We start from the raw sequence: 16549 nt of genomic DNA, 5'->3' as shown, positions 1-16549 counted from the left end.
AATCAGTCTTTATTGGGTTCGTTTTCAGGTTTTTTCTTTAGTTCATCGTCAAAAAGCATCCTGACCGATGGTGTGTAGGCATCGTCAAACTGCCCGCTCTTTACGGCTCTTACAAACACGTATAAGAAAACCAGGGCAACAACAATGCTGATGGAGATTAATAAATAAATGACGCTCATACTTCTTAATTTTATGTTAACAAAGTTAGTTTCAGGGTATGGGATAAAACATGATATTTGTCATGCAGGAGTTTATTTTTCGGGCTTTTTATACCTGACAGGTTTTTAAAACCTGTCAGGTATAAAAGCTACCGCCGGCGTGCATAATAATTACTCATCAGTGTTACAAAACTCACAATGGTAACTGTGCTAAGTGGCATTATTATGGCAGCAAACAACGGACTTAAATGGCCCGTTACCGCAAAAGATAATCCTACTACATTGTACAACAGCGATAGTGTAAAACTCATGCGGATGGTTTTACCCGTGTTTTTTGCCAACCTTAAAAAATAACCAATGTTCTTAAACTGTGACGCATCGAGTATGCCGTCGCAGGCAGGGGAGAAGACGTTTACATTTTCTGATACCGATATACCAACGTTGCTTTGCGCAAGTGCCCCGGCATCGTTAAGGCCGTCGCCTACCATAATTACATTCCTGCCTTGTTTTTGCAATGCTTCTATAAAGGCAAGTTTCTGTTCTGGTTTTTGGTTAAATACCAGTTCGGTTCCTTTAGGAAGCAGGGCTTCAAGATGTGTACGTTCGCCTTCGTTGTCTCCGGAAAGTATTTTAAGATTGTAATTTTTAGACAGCTCTTCAAACAATGCTGACAGGCCTTCGCGGTATTGGTTTTCAAATATAAATTTGCCCATCCAGTTACGGTTAAAAGAAATATGCACCGCAGTTTGCAGGTTGGCATCGGTATCTGCACCACAAAAAGCCGCTGAGCCTATCCGGATATGGAAACCATCTACAATACCCTGGATTCCTTTAGATGTTATTTCCTCAAAATTATCTACAGGCAATAGTTGTGCTTGTGGCAGGTGATCATATAATCTCCTGCTCAGTGGATGGTTACTGCCACGCAGCAGGCTCTTAATGAAGGCCAATTCTTTAGCATCAATATAATCGCCGGTGTATTTTATTTCCGATTTTTTGTTGGTAGTTATGGTACCCGTTTTGTCGAATACTATAGTATCGGCCTGTGCCATTTTTTCTATAACTGTAGCATTTTTAAGGTATAATTTTCGGTTGCCCATAATGCGGAGCACGTTACCAAGCGTAAAGGGTGCGCTTAGTGCCAGCGCGCAGGGGCAGGCCACAATAAGTATGGCAGTAAATACATTAAAGGCGGTGGGTACATCTATAAAAAGCCAGATGATAAGACAAACTACCGCCAAAGCGAGTAGCAGCGGAGTAAAGTACCGGCTTATTTTATCGGTCAGGGTTTTATAGTCTTTACCATCGCGTTTAGCAAATACATCATTGCTCCACAGCTGTGTAAGGTAGCTTTGCGATACCGAACTAAGCACCTCCATTTCGGTAACAGCACCCATTTGCCTGCCCCCGGCAAATATCTTATCGCCCGATTTTTTGGTTATCGGTTCTGCCTCTCCGGTTACAAAGCTGTAATCAATTTGGGTAGCCGCGCTTATTAGTATGCCGTCTACAGGTATTAATTCGCTGTTGCGTATCAGTAGCCTATCGCCGGGTGCTATGTCATAAACAGGTACCGATGTTTCTTGACGCTCTTTACTAATTTTTGTAACCGCTATAGGGAAGTACGATTTAAAGTCGCGCTCGAATGAAAGGAAGTTATACGTTTTTTGCTGAAAGAGCCTGCCCAGCAACATAAAGAATACTAACCCGCAAAGGCTGTCAAAAAAGCCTGAGCCACGATCCAGCAGAATATCCGCAGTACTGCGGATAAACATTACAATTAGTCCCAGCGCTATGGGTACATCAATGCTGAGTATGCCTGCCCTGAAGTTTTTCCAGGCAGAAACATAATATCCGCTTGCCGAATACAGGAAAGATGGCATGGCCAGCGCGAATATCAGCCAACGGAAAAAGCTGCGGTAGTTATTAAGCCAGTATTCTTCTACCTCAAAATACTCGGGGAATGAAAGCAGCATTACATTACCAAAACAAAAAAAAGCTACGCCCAGTTTGTAATACAGTTCACGGTCGGCACGTTTTTTAGGGGCATCATAATTTTCAAGGCTGATGTATGGCTCATAAGCGATAGAACATAGCAGTACCACAATATCTTTAAGCGAAACGACTTTGGGGTTAAAGATGATACGCACCTTTTTTTCATGGAAATTTACCTGCGAGCTGCTAATACCGCTGTTTAACCTGTTGAGGTTTTCGAGTATCCAGATGCACGAACTGCAGTGAATATCAGGAATGTACAAGGATACTATGTGTGTTTCCTGCTCTTTAAACTCAAGCAGCCTGTCGGCAATGTCCTGATTGTACAAGAAATCATATTTTCCGGCAATGTCTTTAGGGGTAGTACCGGGGGCTTTTTCAAACGTGTAATATTCTGTAAGCCCGTTTTGGTTAAAGATCTCATAAACGGTTTTGCAGCCTGTGCAGCAAAAGGTTTTACTGTCAAAAAGCAGTTCTTCGTTCTTTACGATCCCTAACCCACAGTGATAACAATTCGGGGTTTCCATAATGCTCAATTTTACCTGCTACAAAATTCTTACGGCATTAAAAAATAAAACATGATATTTGTCATACAATCAGTAAATTTGCTTAACTAAATTTGCAGCGGTATGAGTAAATGTGAGCAATGTATAGTACGCGAATTCAGTTCGCTAAAAGCCCTTAATAAAGAGGAGCTTTTGCACCTTGCCGACTGTAAGTCATCGTACATTATCCGTAAGGGTGAGGCGGTATTTACAGAGGGCGAAAATGTAAATGGTATTTTTTGTGTAAAAGACGGTGTGTGTAAACTCACCAAGTTAAGTTCTAACGGTAACGACCAGATCGTAAAGCTTATACACAAAGGCGAACTCCTGGGGCAGCGCAGCATGATTAGCGAAGAGCCCGTAAACCTTAGCGCCGTGGCGCTTGAGGATATGGAGGTATGCTTTATACCAAAGGCTGAGGTGTTGAACTTTTTTAATAACAACAACAAGTTTTCGTTTAACGTAATGAAAACCATTTGTGGCGACCTTAAAGAGGCAGATGACCACCTTGTGGCAATGGCACAAAAATCGGTTAAGCAGCGCCTGGCCGAAACGTTACTGTACCTTCAGGATACTTTTGGCATTAACGAAGATAAAAGCCTTAAGCTAAAATTATCCCGCGAAGAACTTGCCGGTATGATAGGCACAGCTACAGAAAGCTGTATAAGATTGCTGAGCGAATTTAATAAAGGTGGCCTTATATCATTATCGGGCAAGAAAATTACCATACTGGATATTGCCGCACTAAAGAAAATATAAGTTTAAAACAGATAATATATAATACAAAAAATCCCCGAATGGGGATTTTTGATTTTTTGTTGTTAGCATAGGTTATTTTATGCTTTATGGTCTTCTGCCTGTGGCGAGCCTGTATAATATACCAATAATGGCAAGTACAAGCAGTATGTGTATAAGTGAGCCCACTGCTGCTGAAAATGCAAAATATCCTACAGCCCATCCTATTAAAAGGATTACAATGATAAGCCAGATTAAATCTCTCATGATGTTATATTTTAAAAGTTAGTAGTATAAAATTACGGCTAACAGGCGTGATGTGTTAATTCATTAAGAATCCTTTAATACCCAAAGTTTTCTTAATTAAATAGTTACAAATAATGCAACAAAAAAAAGCGTTGACGTAATTAATTAGTATTTTTGTAATCTTATAGAATATTTGTTTTCATGCAAACTCCAATAAAAATTGCCATTGTAGGCTCAGGACTTGTAGGGTCGCTACTGGCAATATACCTTAAAAGGGCAGGACATACCGTACACGTGTATGACCGCAGCCAGGATATCAGGACCGTACAGTTTTCAGGCCGCTCTATTAACCTTGCCATGTCGCACCGCGGCTGGCGTGCGTTAGACCACCTTGGGCTGGGCGATGATATCAGAAAGATAGCCACCCCCATGGATAAAAGGGCAATACACCTGGTGGGGCAGGACCTAAACTACCAGTACTATGGTAAGGAGGGCGAAAGCATTTACTCTATAAGCCGTGGCGAACTTAACCGCAGGATGGTATCGCTGGCAGAAGCAGAAGGTGTGGAGTTCTTTTTTGAAACCCGCATTTGGGATGTAGATCTTGCTACTGCTACACTGCACACCGGAGAAACCGAGCGTGGCAACTGGACCGACATTAAATACGACAAGGTGTTTGGTGCCGATGGGGCTTTTTCGCGCATTCGCCACCGTATGCAGCGCCAAAACCGTTTTGACTACAGCCAGCAGTTTTTGAATGTAGGCTACAAAGAGCTTAACATTCCGGCAAATGAATACGGCACGCACAAGCTCGATAAAAATTCATTTCATATATGGCCAAGGCAGGAGTTTATGCTTATTGCCATGCCAAACATAGGCGGCAGCTTTACCTGTACGCTGTTTATGCCTTTTGAAGGCGAAAAATCTTTTGACAGCCTTAAGGATAAAGAGATGCTCGAAGCATTTTTTGCAACACATTTCCCTTCTACAAAAGATGTAATTCCTAACCTGGTAGAAGATTTCTTTAAAAACCCAACGAGTACACTGGTTACCATGAAGTGCTACCCGTGGACGTTTGAAGATAAAGTAGCCCTCATAGGCGATGCGTGCCATGCTATTGTTCCGTTTTACGGACATGGTATGAACGCCGGTTTTGAAGATATTACCATACTGAACGAAATGATCGAAAAGTATGGCGATGACTGGCTGACTATTTTTAAGGAATATGAAAAAAGCCGCAAGCCAAATGCCGATGCCATTGCAGAGTTGTCGTACCGCAACTTTTTAGAGATGAGCTCTAAAACAGCCGATGCTAACTTCCATCTGCAAAAAAAGATCGAAAAGCATTTTAGCCAGAAGTATCCGGATAAATGGTTGCCGCTTTACAGCCGCGTAACCTTTAGTCACCGCCCCTACAGTGAGGCGCTGGCACTGGGCGACAGGCAAAAAGCTATTATGGACGAGGTAATGAAACTGGATGGTATTAATGATAAATGGAACAGCCCCGAGGTAGAGGAGCATATTATAGCGCTGCTTGCCGAAAAGGCGGAATAATATAAGTGGAACAGTTTTTAAAAAATTTGCCCAAGCTTGCTAAGGACAAGCATAACGAAAACAAGAAGTATTTTGATAAGCTGAAAAAAAAGCCGCCAAAAAATCTTGATTACGTTATGCAGGATTTGCACGACCGCGAATTTAAAAAAACAGACTGCCTTACCTGCGCCAACTGCTGCAAGACTACCGGCCCTTTATTTACCCTGGCCGATATAGAGCGTATTGCAAAACACCTGCGCCAAAAGCCACAGCAGTTTATAGACAAGTACCTGCGCATAGATGAGGATAAAGACTATGTACTGCAAAGTGTACCCTGTACTTTTCTGGATAATGAGAATTACTGTATGATATATGAGGTGCGCCCCAAGGCCTGCCGTGAATTTCCGCATACCGACAGAAAGAAGTTTCAGCAAATAACCAACCTTACACTTAATAATGTTGCCATTTGCCCCGCTGCCTATAATATTGTAGAGGAAATGAAAAAGAAACTGCCGTTGTAGGGTTATTTTTTTGCCGTCCTGCTTAACAATTCAAATTTTTTTATAGTTTTATTGCTATAAAAACTTAACCATGCCAAACTTCAACGCGCTTACCCCAATGTTCTGGACCAGAGAAGTTAAAGAAACCGTGGCTTTTTATACCGAAGTGCTGGGTTTTGAATGCGCAGTGCAGGAAGACTACTGGGCTGTACTGGTACGGGATGAAATAGAGGTAATGCTATCATTGCCTAACCCAAACCTGCCGTTTGAAGAGCCTACATTTACCGGTTCGTTTTATATTAATACAACAGAGGTAGACAAGCTTTGGGATCAGGTTAAAGACAAGTGCAATATTTGCTATGAGATAGATAATTTTGAATATGGCATGCGCGAGTTTGCCATTTATGATAACAACAACTATATATTACAATTTGGCCAGCCAATAACCGAATAACCATGAAATTTTTAAAGACCATATTTTTACTTTTCCTTCTTGCAGTAGTATTTTCAGGAATTGTGTACAACCTTACATCGGGTACTATTACAGCAACCTGGGCAGATATTATTGGCGAAGTAGCTGTGGTGGCTGTGCCTATTTTTGTTTTCTTTCTTTTTATATACCTTGTTGCAAAGGCAGTGGGTAAAAACCTAAGAAAAAATATCAATAAAGATTCCATTAAATAAAAGCAGCCCCTATTTGGGGGCTGCTTTTATTTAATGTTATAAATTGGATTTCAAAGACTGCTTTGGCCAATGCAGGAATTTTCGTGTTGAAAATACAATCAATGAAATAATTACGGTTACAAATGACTGTAGTAAAAAAATACTCTCTTTAAAGTAATATATTAATATTGTAGAGGACAGGACTATAATAGTCTTTGGAAATAATCTTTCCTGTTGTATAATCTTTAGAAAATTTAATATAGATAGTATGACACAACTTACAAATAACATTTGACCTATACTGTTTTTCTCAAAGTTATAGTTTAGATTATCATTAAAGCCTTTATTGAATAACATATAGCCTGCATATATTGAACCGGCTATACACATTATTAATACAATTACTGATTTTAAATCTTTTTTTTTCATAGTTTTGAATTTAGCAGCCCGCAGCTTCAAGACAGTCAACTAATGACCAGCCCGCATTTGCAAAACCTCCCACAGCACCACCCCAAGCTCCAATGAAACCGCCAGTGATTCCTCCAATCAAGCCGTAAAAGATAGTGTTTTCAATAATCCTAGGCTTCCACTTTTTTACGTAGGCGTTGCAAGCAACAAGGTCTCTTTTTTTGCTTGAATTAATTTTTTCACATGCAATTTTAATCACATCCGCTACATAGTCTCCGTTTGCTCCATCAAATTTAAGTTCTGGATGTTTTTCATAAACTTTATAAAGATGAACATTTAGATTTGACATTGTCTCTAATACTTAACTATTAGTGTAACCGGACATCTGAAGAAAATATTGTTCGCCTTCTTTTTCAAAATCAGCTTGTTTGAAATTTTTTTGAAAATAATCTCTCTTAGGCATGTTTTCAAAAAAATCAACCAGTAAATCTCCATATTCAACAAAATTTGAATCTACTGACAAAGCTTTTGCCAATTCTTCTTCGGGTATTGTTCCTTTTGACGCAAATTTTGTGTTAGAAAAATTTTCTTGTGAAGAAGATTGTTGCTTACTAAATCCTGTATCTTCAGACGAGCATGAACAGATTAAAAATAAGAAAACAAAAATTAATTTTGGAATTAAATTTTTCATAAAAGATTGGTTTTAAAGTTTAAAACTAAATTAAGGAGAAACGTTTAAAACGTGTTTTTTTATGTTAAGTTTAACATAATGTAACTCTAAGCATTTTAAAACCTGTGCGTTATTGTCTTGGCACTAAATGTGTATAATAGCTTCTGTTTAATTTGGAATGCTCTTCATGACGCAGAAATTATTAAATCGGTAAAAAAGGGCAATAAAAAAAGCCTTCCCGGTCAGGAAGGCCCTCAGTAGCTTATGCAGCTTCTATTTCGTGGTGCTTCAGGTCTTCTATTGCACTGCTAAATCCGGCAAGCTTTTCTTCAATGTATTCAAGAAAGCCTTCAATACGGTCGCGTAGTGCACTAAAAAATTCGATAATATCTTCTACGTATCCTTTTATCTTTTCAATAAACTTTAGTACGTACTCCAGTACGCTTTCTAATTTTTCCTGTATATTGTTCATGGCTGTCTTATTTTAGATTTATATCCTTAAAATTAGCAAACCCATTTACCATACCAAAGCACTTTGTGTTAAGATTAAGATTTATGCACTATTCAGCATAGATGAGATATTTTTTCCGCATCTTTTTAAAAGTCTCAAGCCCTGGTTGCCAACTTTTCCTGATTTCAGTTTCACTTAGCCCGGCTACAATCTGTTCCTGTAGTTTTTTGGTGCCGGCCAGTTTTGTAAAAAATGGAATAAAGAATTTCGATTTGTCTTTGGTGTCTGTGTATGCTTTTATCAGCCATTTTAATTCCAGTTGCTTTACTTTTGGCGCTTTACTCAGGTCTTCACCATAGCATACAATGCCTTTAAGAGGTGGTTCTTTAGCGCCTTCGTTTGGCATTGGCGTAAAGCTAAAGCCGGTGTGGGTCAGGTCGGGCGAGCCATACACCTGAAACTGCTTGTCGGTACCGCGTCCCAGGCTTACGTTTGTTCCCTCAAAAAAGCAAAGGCTGGCATACAGGTTTATGGCCTGGTCATTTGGCAGGTTAGGCGATGGCTTTATAGGTAAGTGGTAAAAAGCATCACGATTGTAATTAGTGCATGGAATAACGGTTAGTTCGCATTGGGCACCGGCCTTCAGCCACTTTTCCCCATTTATCATTTTCGCATATTCGCCTATCGTCATGCCGTGCATTACCGGTATTTCGTGCATCCCTATAAAGCTGGTGTTTTCTTTCTCAAGCGTAGGCCCGTCGATAATGCCGCCATTTGGGTTTGGGCGATCCAGTACAATCAGCGAAATGTTTTGTTCTGCGCAGGCCTCCATTATATAATGCAGCGATGATATATAGGTATAAAAACGTGCACCCACATCCTGCAGGTCAAACACCAATACTTCAATTCCTGTCAGTTGTTCCGGCTTAGGCTTTTTATTATTGCCATAAAGCGAAATAATAGGAAGCCCTGTTTTCACGTCTTTACCATCTTTTACATGCTCGCCCGCGTCGGCAGTACCACGAAAGCCATGTTCAGGTGCGAAGATTTTTTGTAAGCCCACGTTCTTTTCCAGTAAAAAATCAACCAGGCTCACATCTTTTCCGTTTATAGTAACAATACCTGTCTGGTTTGTAACCACTCCCACTTTTTTATCCTTTAATAAAGGAAGGTATTTGGCATAATTATCAGCCCCGGTTTTTATGTCTTTATCTTCTGTATTATTTATTGTCTGATGTCTATCATCTGTTTTCTCTCCTCTATGGCTTTCAACTTTAGTCACCACAGAATTTCCGCAGGCGGCTATCGTAATAAATGAGAATAAAAATGTATTTTTGAGCAACGAATATGATACCATATACCTCTTGAATTTAGAATATTTTATAGCCCGCAGGCTGTTTACTGCAAAACACCATAAAAGTAGTATATCTGCCCCAATAATAAAAATTGCCATTATTGCCATTGCTACCGGTATAGTAATGATGATGGTGGCTATCGCTACAGGATTTGGACTTCAGGATAAGATACGCGAAAAGGTATCGGCCTTTAATGGTAACATACTAATTTCTAATTATGACGATAACCAGAGTGAGGTTAGTGTGGCGCCTATTTCTATAAAACAGCCTTTTTATCCTAAGTTTAAAGATGTTCAGGGTATAAGCCATGTGCAGGCAGTAGCCAGTAAGGCGGGTATTATTAGAACCGAAACTACTTTTGAAGGGGTGATTTTTAAAGGTGTGGGTAAAGATTATAAGTGGGATGCTATAAAAGAATATATTACTAAAGGGCGTGTGCCCGCTTTATTGGGTAAACTTAATGAAGAGGTTGTAATTTCAGAATACCTTGCAAACAAGCTTGAGCTTAAAGTAGGAGATAAGTTCAATACCTTTTTTATGAAAGAAGGGGGTAACGGTATGCCAAACCTCAGGATATTTGAACTTGTGGGGGTTTATAACTCCGGTTTCCAGGAATTTGATGCTACTTATGTGTTGGGAGATATCCGCCATGTGCAGCGCATTAATAAATGGAATGCAGAACAAGTGGGGTCTTTTGAAGTATTTATTGATGATTTTACCCAGTTACAGCAAAAGGGGGAAGAGGTGTACAAGTCGATACCCAGCACGCTAAACAGTGTTACCATAAAAGAAAAGTATGTAAACATATTCGACTGGCTCGACCTGTTTGATGTAAATATTATAGTAATCATTGTTATTATGATTATTGTCGCCACTATTAATATGGTTGTTGCGTTGCTTGTGCTCATACTGGAGCGTACTCAAATGGTGGGAATGCTAAAAGCGTTAGGGGCTAACAACTGGAGTGTACGCAAAATATTTCTATACAATGCCGCTTATCTTATCTTGAAAGGATTATTGTGGGGTAATGCTATTAGTTTTATATTACTACTTGGGCAAAAATATTTTGGTGTAGTAAAGCTGCGTCCGGAAAATTATTATGTAAGCGTTGCACCTGTAACTATAGATGTACCGGCAATATTAATAATAAATGCGGGTACAATTTTGGTGTGCCTGCTGCTATTGCTTATACCATCTTATATAATTACCAGGATATCTCCGGTAAAAGCCATCCGATTCGAATAAATTATTCGATAAACTTTCATCTATATATTAAGGAGCGATCGCTTCTTAATAGTTTTATGGTAGCTCAATACATATGGTAATGATATAAAGCATAAAGCACCATATTGCATATATTCCTTTACAAACTCCACAAAATCGTTTCTCAAAACCCTGTTATTTTTGAACAAACACGATCAAAAGAGCCTTTTTAGTTATAAATCATTCAAAAGATAAAAAAACTTCCCCTCCCAACGCCCACGTTAATAGAACGTTAAGATAAAGTTTCAAAAAAGGGGTTTAAAAGGCTTGTAAAAGATAAAAAGAGTTGTAGATTTGCACCCGCATCACAGCAGACGTTCTTTACCACGATGACACTAATAAGGCAGAAGGTTTTTAACCGGAAACCACTTTCAAAAAAAAGTAAAAAAAAGATTAGAAGATAACGAAAAGTTTACTACTTTTGCACCCGCAACTACGGCAAACGATCTTAGCTTCTAAACTTCAGGAAAACCCAGTAAATACTGGTTATCCGCTTCGAAATAAATTTGAAAAAAGTTAGAAAAACATTAGGAGAAGAGAAAAAGTTTACTACTTTTGCACCCGCAACTACGGCGACGTACTTTGAGAGACTGAAACACGAGACGGATTTGAAAAGAAATCATTTACTCATATATATGAGTTATGAAAAGCCTTTAAAAAAAGCATCGAAAAAAAAGTTTAAAAAAAGCTTGGAATTGAAAAGGAAAAGATAGTATCTTTGCCCTCCCAAACCGCGAGAAGCGGGATAGCTTGAAAAGCGAAACAGACTTTAAAACGAAGTTAAAATAAAGAAAATAAATTTTCAAAAAAAAGCTTGTGAGTTTAAAAAGAAGTTGTAGTTTTGCAGCCGCTTAGAGAATGAGAAGATAAAGAAACAATATTTGAATCTTTAAATTTTAAATCTTTAAATGACAAACAGAAAGACACGTTCATAGACATATTGGATTGACAGCATAAGAGAGAGTAAGACTACTAGCTTTTATTGAATTAAAGAATACCTAGCAACAAAGGTCGTAAAAATATAAAAATATACGATGAAGAGTTTGATCCTGGCTCAGGATGAACGCTAGCGGCAGGCCTAACACATGCAAGTCGAGGGGTAGAAGTCTTCGGACTTTGAGACCGGCGCACGGGTGCGTAACGCGTATGCAATCTACCTTGTACAGGGGGATAGCCCAGAGAAATTTGGATTAATACCCCATAGTATATTTGAGTGGCATCACTTGATTATTAAAGTTCCAACGGTACAAGATGAGCATGCGTCCCATTAGTTAGTTGGTGTGGTAACGGCACACCAAGACAATGATGGGTAGGGGTCCTGAGAGGGAGATCCCCCACACTGGTACTGAGACACGGACCAGACTCCTACGGGAGGCAGCAGTGAGGAATATTGGTCAATGGGCGAGAGCCTGAACCAGCCATGCCGCGTGCAGGATGACGCATCTATGGTGTGTAAACTGCTTTTGTACGGGAAGAAACACTGCTACGTGTAGCAGCTTGACGGTACCGTAAGAATAAGGATCGGCTAACTCCGTGCCAGCAGCCGCGGTAATACGGAGGATCCAAGCGTTATCCGGAATCATTGGGTTTAAAGGGTCCGTAGGCGGTTTTATAAGTCAGTGGTGAAATCCGGCAGCTCAACTGTCGAACTGCCATTGATACTGTAGAACTTGAATTATTGTGAAGTAACTAGAATATGTAGTGTAGCGGTGAAATGCTTAGATATTACATGGAATACCAATTGCGAAGGCAGGTTACTAACAATGGATTGACGCTGATGGACGAAAGCGTGGGGAGCGAACAGGATTAGATACCCTGGTAGTCCACGCCGTAAACGATGGATACTAGCTGTTTGGTCGTAAGACTGAGTGGCTAAGCGAAAGTGATAAGTATCCCACCTGGGGAGTACGGGCGCAAGCCTGAAACTCAAAGGAATTGACGGGGGCCCGCACAAGCGGTGGAGCATGTGGTTTAATTCGATGATACGCGAGGAACCTTACCAGGGCTTAAATGTAGAGTGACAGGACTGGAAACAGTTTTTTCTTCGGACACTTTACAAGGTGCTGCATGGTTGTCGTCAGCTCGTGCCGTGAGGTGTCAGGTTAAGTCCTATAACGAGCGCAACCCCTGTCGTTAGTTGCCAGCGAGTCATGTCGGGAACTCTAACGAGACTGCCGGTGCAAACCGTGAGGAAGGTGGGGATGACGTCAAATCATCACGGCCCTTACGTCCTGGGCTACACACGTGCTACAATGGCAGGTACAGAGAGCAGCCACTTCGCAAGGAGGAGCGAATCTATAAAGCCTGTCTCAGTTCGGATTGGAGTCTGCAACCCGACTCCATGAAGCTGGAATCGCTAGTAATCGGATATCAGCCATGATCCGGTGAATACGTTCCCGGGCCTTGTACACACCGCCCGTCAAGCCATGGAAGCTGGGGGTACCTGAAGTCGGTGACCGCAAGGAGCTGCCTAGGGTAAAACTGGTAACTGGGGCTAAGTCGTAACAAGGTAGCCGTACCGGAAGGTGCGGCTGGAACACCTCCTTTCTAGAGACACGACCGTTAGGTAAAATTAAAGAAGTAAAGATGGATACATCTTACTCTCGCTGTTAGTTCAAATAATATAATAAGGAGTAAAAGAGGATACTATATAGTCTCGTAGCTCAGCTGGTTAGAGTACTACACTGATAATGTAGGGGTCGGCAGTTCGAGTCTGCCCGGGACTACTAATTTTACACTTATTAAAGGAAATTCTGGAGGTTGAGTGCCTTATTAATTGAAATTTGGGATTTGATACTTAGAATTTCAATACAAATAATGGGGGATTAGCTCAGCTGGCTAGAGCGCCTGCCTTGCACGCAGGAGGTCATCGGTTCGACTCCGATATTCTCCACAAATCGATTAGTCGATTTGAAGATTAGATAATTTGAAGATTTATTTTCAAATGGTTGAATTTTCAAATTTTCAAATTGAAAAAAGTTCATTGACATATTGAGATAAGAAAAACAAGAAAAATATAGAAAGCATGTAAAGTGTTGAAATGTTTTAAGAGTTGAAAGTTTAAAAGTTGCAAAACTTTATAACGTTCAACATTATAACTTCAACCGTAAGTACAATAAGCAAAATAAGGGCGTATGGGGGATGCCTGTGGCTCTCAGAGGCGAAGAAGGACGTGATAAGCTGCGAAAAGCTGCGGGGATTGGCACATACGAATTGATCCGCAGATATCCGAATGGGGCAACCCAGTATGTTGAAGACATACTACTCCGATAGGAGGGCAAACCCGCTGAACTGAAACATCTAAGTAGGCGGAGGAGAAGAAAACAAAAGTGATTCCGTAAGTAGTGGCGAGCGAACGCGGAATAGCCCAAACCAAAGTTGTTACGGCAATTTTGGGGTTGTAGGACCACGACATTTGTTGCAAATTGAATTAGAACCATCTGGAAAGTTGGGCCATAGACGGTGATAGCCCGGTATAAGTAAGAGATGTAAATGATAGTGGTATCCTGAGTAGGGCGGGGCACGTGAAACCCTGTCTGAATCTGGCGGGACCATCCGCTAAGGCTAAATACTCCTGAGAGACCGATAGTGAACCAGTACCGTGAGGGAAAGGTGAAAAGAACCGTGAATAACGGAGTGAAATAGATCCTGAAACCATACGCCTACAAGCGGTCGGAGCACCTTTGTGGTGTGACGGCGTGCCTTTTGCATAATGAGCCTACGAGTTACCGTTGCTGGCAAGGATAAGTACTTCAGGTATGGATCCGTAGCGAAAGCGAGTCTTAATAGGGCGCTTTAGTCAGTAATGGTAGACGCGAAACCGTGTGATCTACCCATGGGCAGGATGAAGCTGTGGTAACACACAGTGGAGGTCCGAACCGGTTGACGTTGAAAAGTCTTCGGATGACCTGTGGGTAGGGGTGAAAGGCCAATCAAACTCGGAAATAGCTCGTACTCCCCGAAATGCATTTAGGTGCAGCGCTGGCTTAGTTTATTAGAGGTAGAGCTACTGATTGGATGCGGGGGCTTCACCGCCTACCAATTCCTGACAAACTCCGAATGCTAATAAATGATTACCAGTAGTGAGGGCATGGGTGCTAAGGTCCATGTCCGAGAGGGAAAGAACCCAGACCATCAGCTAAGGTCCCCAAATCTATACTAAGTTGAAAAAACGAGGTTTGTCTGCCCAGACAGCTAGGATGTTGGCTTGGAAGCAGCCATTCATTTAAAGAGTGCGTAACAGCTCACTAGTCGAGCGGACGAGCATGGATAATAATCGGGCATAAGTATAGTACCGAAGCTATGGATTTGTATTATATACAAGTGGTAGGGGAGCATTCTAACAGCGTCGAAGGTGTAATGTGAGTTATGCTGGAGCGGTTAGAAAAGAAAATGTAGGCATAAGTAACGATAAGGGGTGCGAGAAACACCCCCGCCGTAAGACTAAGGTTTCCTCAGCTATGCTAATCAGCTGAGGGTTAGTCGGGACCTAAGGCGAATCCGAAAGGAACAGTCGATGGCCAACGGGTTAATATTCCCGTACTTCTTATAATTGTGATGGGGCGACGGAGTGATGAAAGCACCGCGAACTGACGGAATAGTTCGTTGAAGTACCTAACTATAGGATTTGTAGTCAAATGCGCAGATCCTGGTGAAATACGATAGTACACGGAGCCTTCGGGCAAAGTGATAGTGTGCCTAAGGGCTTCCAAGAAAAACCTCTAAACTTAGATTATAAGAACCCGTACCGTAAACCGACACAGGTAGTCGAGGAGAGTATCCTAAGGCGCTCGAGAGATTCATGGCTAAGGAATTAGGCAAAATAGACCTGTAACTTCGGGAGAAAGGTCGCCAGCAGCAATGCTGGCCGCAGTGAAAAGGTCCAGGCGACTGTTTATCAAAAACACAGGGCTCTGCAAAATCGTAAGATGAAGTATAGGGCCTGACACCTGCCCGGTGCTGGAAGGTTAAGAGGAGATGTTATTTTCGGAGAAGCATTGAATTGAAGCCCCAGTAAACGGCGGCCGTAACTATAACGGTCCTAAGGTAGCGAAATTCCTTGTCGGGTAAGTTCCGACCTGCACGAATGGTGTAACGATCTGGACACTGTCTCAGCCATGAGCTCGGTGAAATTGTAGTATCGGTGAAGATGCCGATTACCCGCAGTGGGACGAAAAGACCCTGTGCACCTTTACTATAGCTTAGTATTGACCTTGGATAATTGATGTGTAGGATAGGTGGGAGACTATGAAGTGGCGTCGCTAGGCGTTGTGGAGTCATTGTTGAAATACCACCCTTTGGTTATCTGAGGCCTAACCCCATATTGTGGGGGACATTGCTTGGTGGGTAGTTTGACTGGGGTGGTCGCCTCCAAAAGAGTAACGGAGGCTTCTAAAGGTTCCCTCAGCACGCTTGGTAACCGTGCGTAGAGTGCAATGGCATAAGGGAGCTTGACTGAGAGACATACAGGTCGATCAGGTACGAAAGTAGAGCATAGTGATCCGGTGGTTCCGCATGGAAGGGCCATCGCTCAAAGGATAAAAGGTACGCCGGGGATAACAGGCTGATCTCCCCCAAGAGCTCATATCGACGGGGGGGTTTGGCACCTCGATGTCGGCTCGTCACATCCTGGGGCTGGAGAAGGTCCCAAGGGTTGGGCTGTTCGCCCATTAAAGTGGCACGCGAGCTGGGTTCAGAACGTCGTGAGACAGTTCGGTCTCTATCTACTGCGGGCGTTAGAAATTTGAGTGGATCTGATTCTAGTACGAGAGGACCGAGTTGGACTGACCTCTAGTGTATCTGTTGTTCCGCCAGGAGCACCGCAGAGTAGCTACGTCGGGAAGGGATAAGCGCTGAAAGCATATAAGCGCGAAACCCACCACAAGATGAGATTTCTTTTAAGGGTCGTGGAAGATGACCACGTTGATAGGCTATAGATGTAAAGGCAGTAATGTCATAGTCGAGTAGTACTAATAACCCGTTAGCTTATGTACGTCTTTCCTGCCCCGCAAGGGGCAGGGAGAACTT

At 41.7% G+C, this 16549-nt stretch carries 13 protein-coding genes, 2 tRNA genes and 2 rRNA genes; 10 read left to right on the top strand and 7 right to left on the bottom strand.

The window, feature by feature from the left end; all coding sequences use genetic code 11:
* Positions 1–2: 2 nt before the first annotated feature.
* Together ccoS and DYH63_RS14500 are read right to left on the bottom strand one after the other, a co-directional pair.
* The gene (ccoS, locus tag DYH63_RS14505) at positions 3–179 is read right to left on the bottom strand and encodes a cbb3-type cytochrome oxidase assembly protein CcoS (RefSeq protein ID WP_116789477.1); all 177 of its coding nucleotides are present in this window, start codon (positions 177–179) and stop codon (positions 3–5) included.
* Positions 180–307: 128 nt separating this feature from the next.
* Positions 308–2680 (bottom strand): heavy metal translocating P-type ATPase metal-binding domain-containing protein, encoded by a 2373-nt coding sequence (locus DYH63_RS14500; RefSeq protein ID WP_116789476.1) that lies wholly within the window; start codon positions 2678–2680, stop codon positions 308–310.
* A gap of 102 nt (positions 2681–2782) precedes the next feature.
* On the opposite strand from DYH63_RS14500, the gene DYH63_RS14495 reads away from it, so the two are divergent.
* Entirely contained in the window at positions 2783–3457 is a 675-nt protein-coding gene (locus tag DYH63_RS14495) for a Crp/Fnr family transcriptional regulator (protein ID WP_116789475.1), read from the top strand.
* Between the two features lie 84 nt (positions 3458–3541).
* Here the strand turns inward: DYH63_RS14495 and DYH63_RS14490 are convergent, their stop codons facing one another.
* Positions 3542–3700, bottom strand: coding sequence for a lmo0937 family membrane protein (locus DYH63_RS14490; protein WP_116789474.1), 159 nt, complete (start codon positions 3698–3700; stop codon positions 3542–3544).
* Positions 3701–3880: 180 nt separating this feature from the next.
* On the opposite strand from DYH63_RS14490, the gene DYH63_RS14485 reads away from it, so the two are divergent.
* The 4 genes from DYH63_RS14485 to DYH63_RS14470 all read left to right on the top strand — a co-directional run bounded on the left by DYH63_RS14485 (position 3881) and on the right by DYH63_RS14470 (position 6396).
* Positions 3881–5233, top strand: coding sequence for an FAD-dependent oxidoreductase (locus DYH63_RS14485; RefSeq protein WP_116789473.1), 1353 nt, complete (start codon positions 3881–3883; stop codon positions 5231–5233).
* 5 nt (positions 5234–5238) lie between these two features.
* Complete coding sequence (locus DYH63_RS14480; RefSeq protein WP_116789472.1) at positions 5239–5733, top strand: YkgJ family cysteine cluster protein; 495 nt, start codon at positions 5239–5241, stop codon at positions 5731–5733.
* A 70-nt stretch (positions 5734–5803) separates the two neighbouring features.
* On the top strand, positions 5804–6166 hold the full coding sequence (locus DYH63_RS14475; RefSeq protein WP_240409014.1) for a VOC family protein: 363 nt from the start codon (positions 5804–5806) through the stop codon (positions 6164–6166).
* A 2-nt stretch (positions 6167–6168) separates the two neighbouring features.
* Positions 6169–6396: a hypothetical protein gene (locus tag DYH63_RS14470; RefSeq protein WP_116789471.1), complete on the top strand. Its 228-nt coding sequence runs from the start codon at positions 6169–6171 to the stop codon at positions 6394–6396.
* A 418-nt stretch (positions 6397–6814) separates the two neighbouring features.
* Here the strand turns inward: DYH63_RS14470 and DYH63_RS14460 are convergent, their stop codons facing one another.
* From DYH63_RS14460 to DYH63_RS14445, 4 genes are all read right to left on the bottom strand, one after another.
* Positions 6815–7132 (bottom strand): hypothetical protein, encoded by a 318-nt coding sequence (locus DYH63_RS14460; protein ID WP_116789469.1) that lies wholly within the window; start codon positions 7130–7132, stop codon positions 6815–6817.
* A gap of 12 nt (positions 7133–7144) precedes the next feature.
* Positions 7145–7474: a hypothetical protein gene (locus tag DYH63_RS21350; protein ID WP_162927039.1), complete on the bottom strand. Its 330-nt coding sequence runs from the start codon at positions 7472–7474 to the stop codon at positions 7145–7147.
* A 241-nt stretch (positions 7475–7715) separates the two neighbouring features.
* A complete protein-coding gene (locus DYH63_RS14450; RefSeq protein WP_116789467.1) occupies positions 7716–7925 on the bottom strand; it encodes a hypothetical protein in 210 nt (69 codons plus the stop codon).
* An 88-nt stretch (positions 7926–8013) separates the two neighbouring features.
* The gene (locus DYH63_RS14445; protein ID WP_116790851.1) at positions 8014–9261 is read right to left on the bottom strand and encodes an exo-beta-N-acetylmuramidase NamZ family protein; all 1248 of its coding nucleotides are present in this window, start codon (positions 9259–9261) and stop codon (positions 8014–8016) included.
* A gap of 7 nt (positions 9262–9268) precedes the next feature.
* Between DYH63_RS14445 and DYH63_RS14440 the strand changes: the two genes are divergently transcribed.
* From DYH63_RS14440 to DYH63_RS14415, 5 genes are all read left to right on the top strand, one after another.
* Complete coding sequence (locus tag DYH63_RS14440; RefSeq protein ID WP_116789466.1) at positions 9269–10504, top strand: ABC transporter permease; 1236 nt, start codon at positions 9269–9271, stop codon at positions 10502–10504.
* 1049 nt (positions 10505–11553) lie between these two features.
* Positions 11554–13069 (top strand): 16S ribosomal RNA (locus tag DYH63_RS14430).
* A gap of 105 nt (positions 13070–13174) precedes the next feature.
* A tRNA-Ile gene (locus DYH63_RS14425) sits at positions 13175–13248 on the top strand.
* 93 nt (positions 13249–13341) lie between these two features.
* A tRNA-Ala gene (locus DYH63_RS14420) sits at positions 13342–13415 on the top strand.
* 220 nt (positions 13416–13635) lie between these two features.
* A 23S ribosomal RNA gene (locus tag DYH63_RS14415) occupies positions 13636–16515 on the top strand.
* The 16S and 23S rRNA genes sit together here with 2 tRNA genes alongside, the layout of an rRNA operon.
* Positions 16516–16549 lie beyond the last annotated feature (34 nt).

It is taken from the genome of Flavobacterium psychrotrophum (assembly GCF_003403075.1).
GTDB classification, from domain to species: domain Bacteria; phylum Bacteroidota; class Bacteroidia; order Flavobacteriales; family Flavobacteriaceae; genus Flavobacterium; species Flavobacterium psychrotrophum.
Note: the sequence above shows the minus strand (reverse complement) of the source record. Positions and strands in the feature narration are given on the sequence as shown.

Excerpts from the sequence above, each read along its gene's own strand:
- ccoS (WP_116789477.1), bottom strand. The coding sequence starts at position 179 with ATGAGCGTCATTTATTTATTAATCTCCATCAGCATTGTTGTTGCCCTG.
- DYH63_RS14500 (WP_116789476.1), bottom strand. The coding sequence starts at position 2,680 with ATGGAAACCCCGAATTGTTATCACTGTGGGTTAGGGATCGTAAAGAAC.
- DYH63_RS14495 (WP_116789475.1), top strand. The coding sequence starts at position 2,783 with ATGAGTAAATGTGAGCAATGTATAGTACGCGAATTCAGTTCGCTAAAA.
- DYH63_RS14490 (WP_116789474.1), bottom strand. The coding sequence starts at position 3,700 with ATGAGAGATTTAATCTGGCTTATCATTGTAATCCTTTTAATAGGATGG.
- DYH63_RS14485 (WP_116789473.1), top strand. The coding sequence starts at position 3,881 with ATGCAAACTCCAATAAAAATTGCCATTGTAGGCTCAGGACTTGTAGGG.
- DYH63_RS14475 (WP_240409014.1), top strand. The coding sequence starts at position 5,804 with ATGCCAAACTTCAACGCGCTTACCCCAATGTTCTGGACCAGAGAAGTT.
- DYH63_RS14470 (WP_116789471.1), top strand. The coding sequence starts at position 6,169 with ATGAAATTTTTAAAGACCATATTTTTACTTTTCCTTCTTGCAGTAGTA.
- DYH63_RS14460 (WP_116789469.1), bottom strand. The coding sequence starts at position 7,132 with ATGTCAAATCTAAATGTTCATCTTTATAAAGTTTATGAAAAACATCCA.
- DYH63_RS21350 (WP_162927039.1), bottom strand. The coding sequence starts at position 7,474 with ATGAAAAATTTAATTCCAAAATTAATTTTTGTTTTCTTATTTTTAATC.
- DYH63_RS14450 (WP_116789467.1), bottom strand. The coding sequence starts at position 7,925 with ATGAACAATATACAGGAAAAATTAGAAAGCGTACTGGAGTACGTACTA.
- DYH63_RS14445 (WP_116790851.1), bottom strand. The coding sequence starts at position 9,261 with ATGGTATCATATTCGTTGCTCAAAAATACATTTTTATTCTCATTTATT.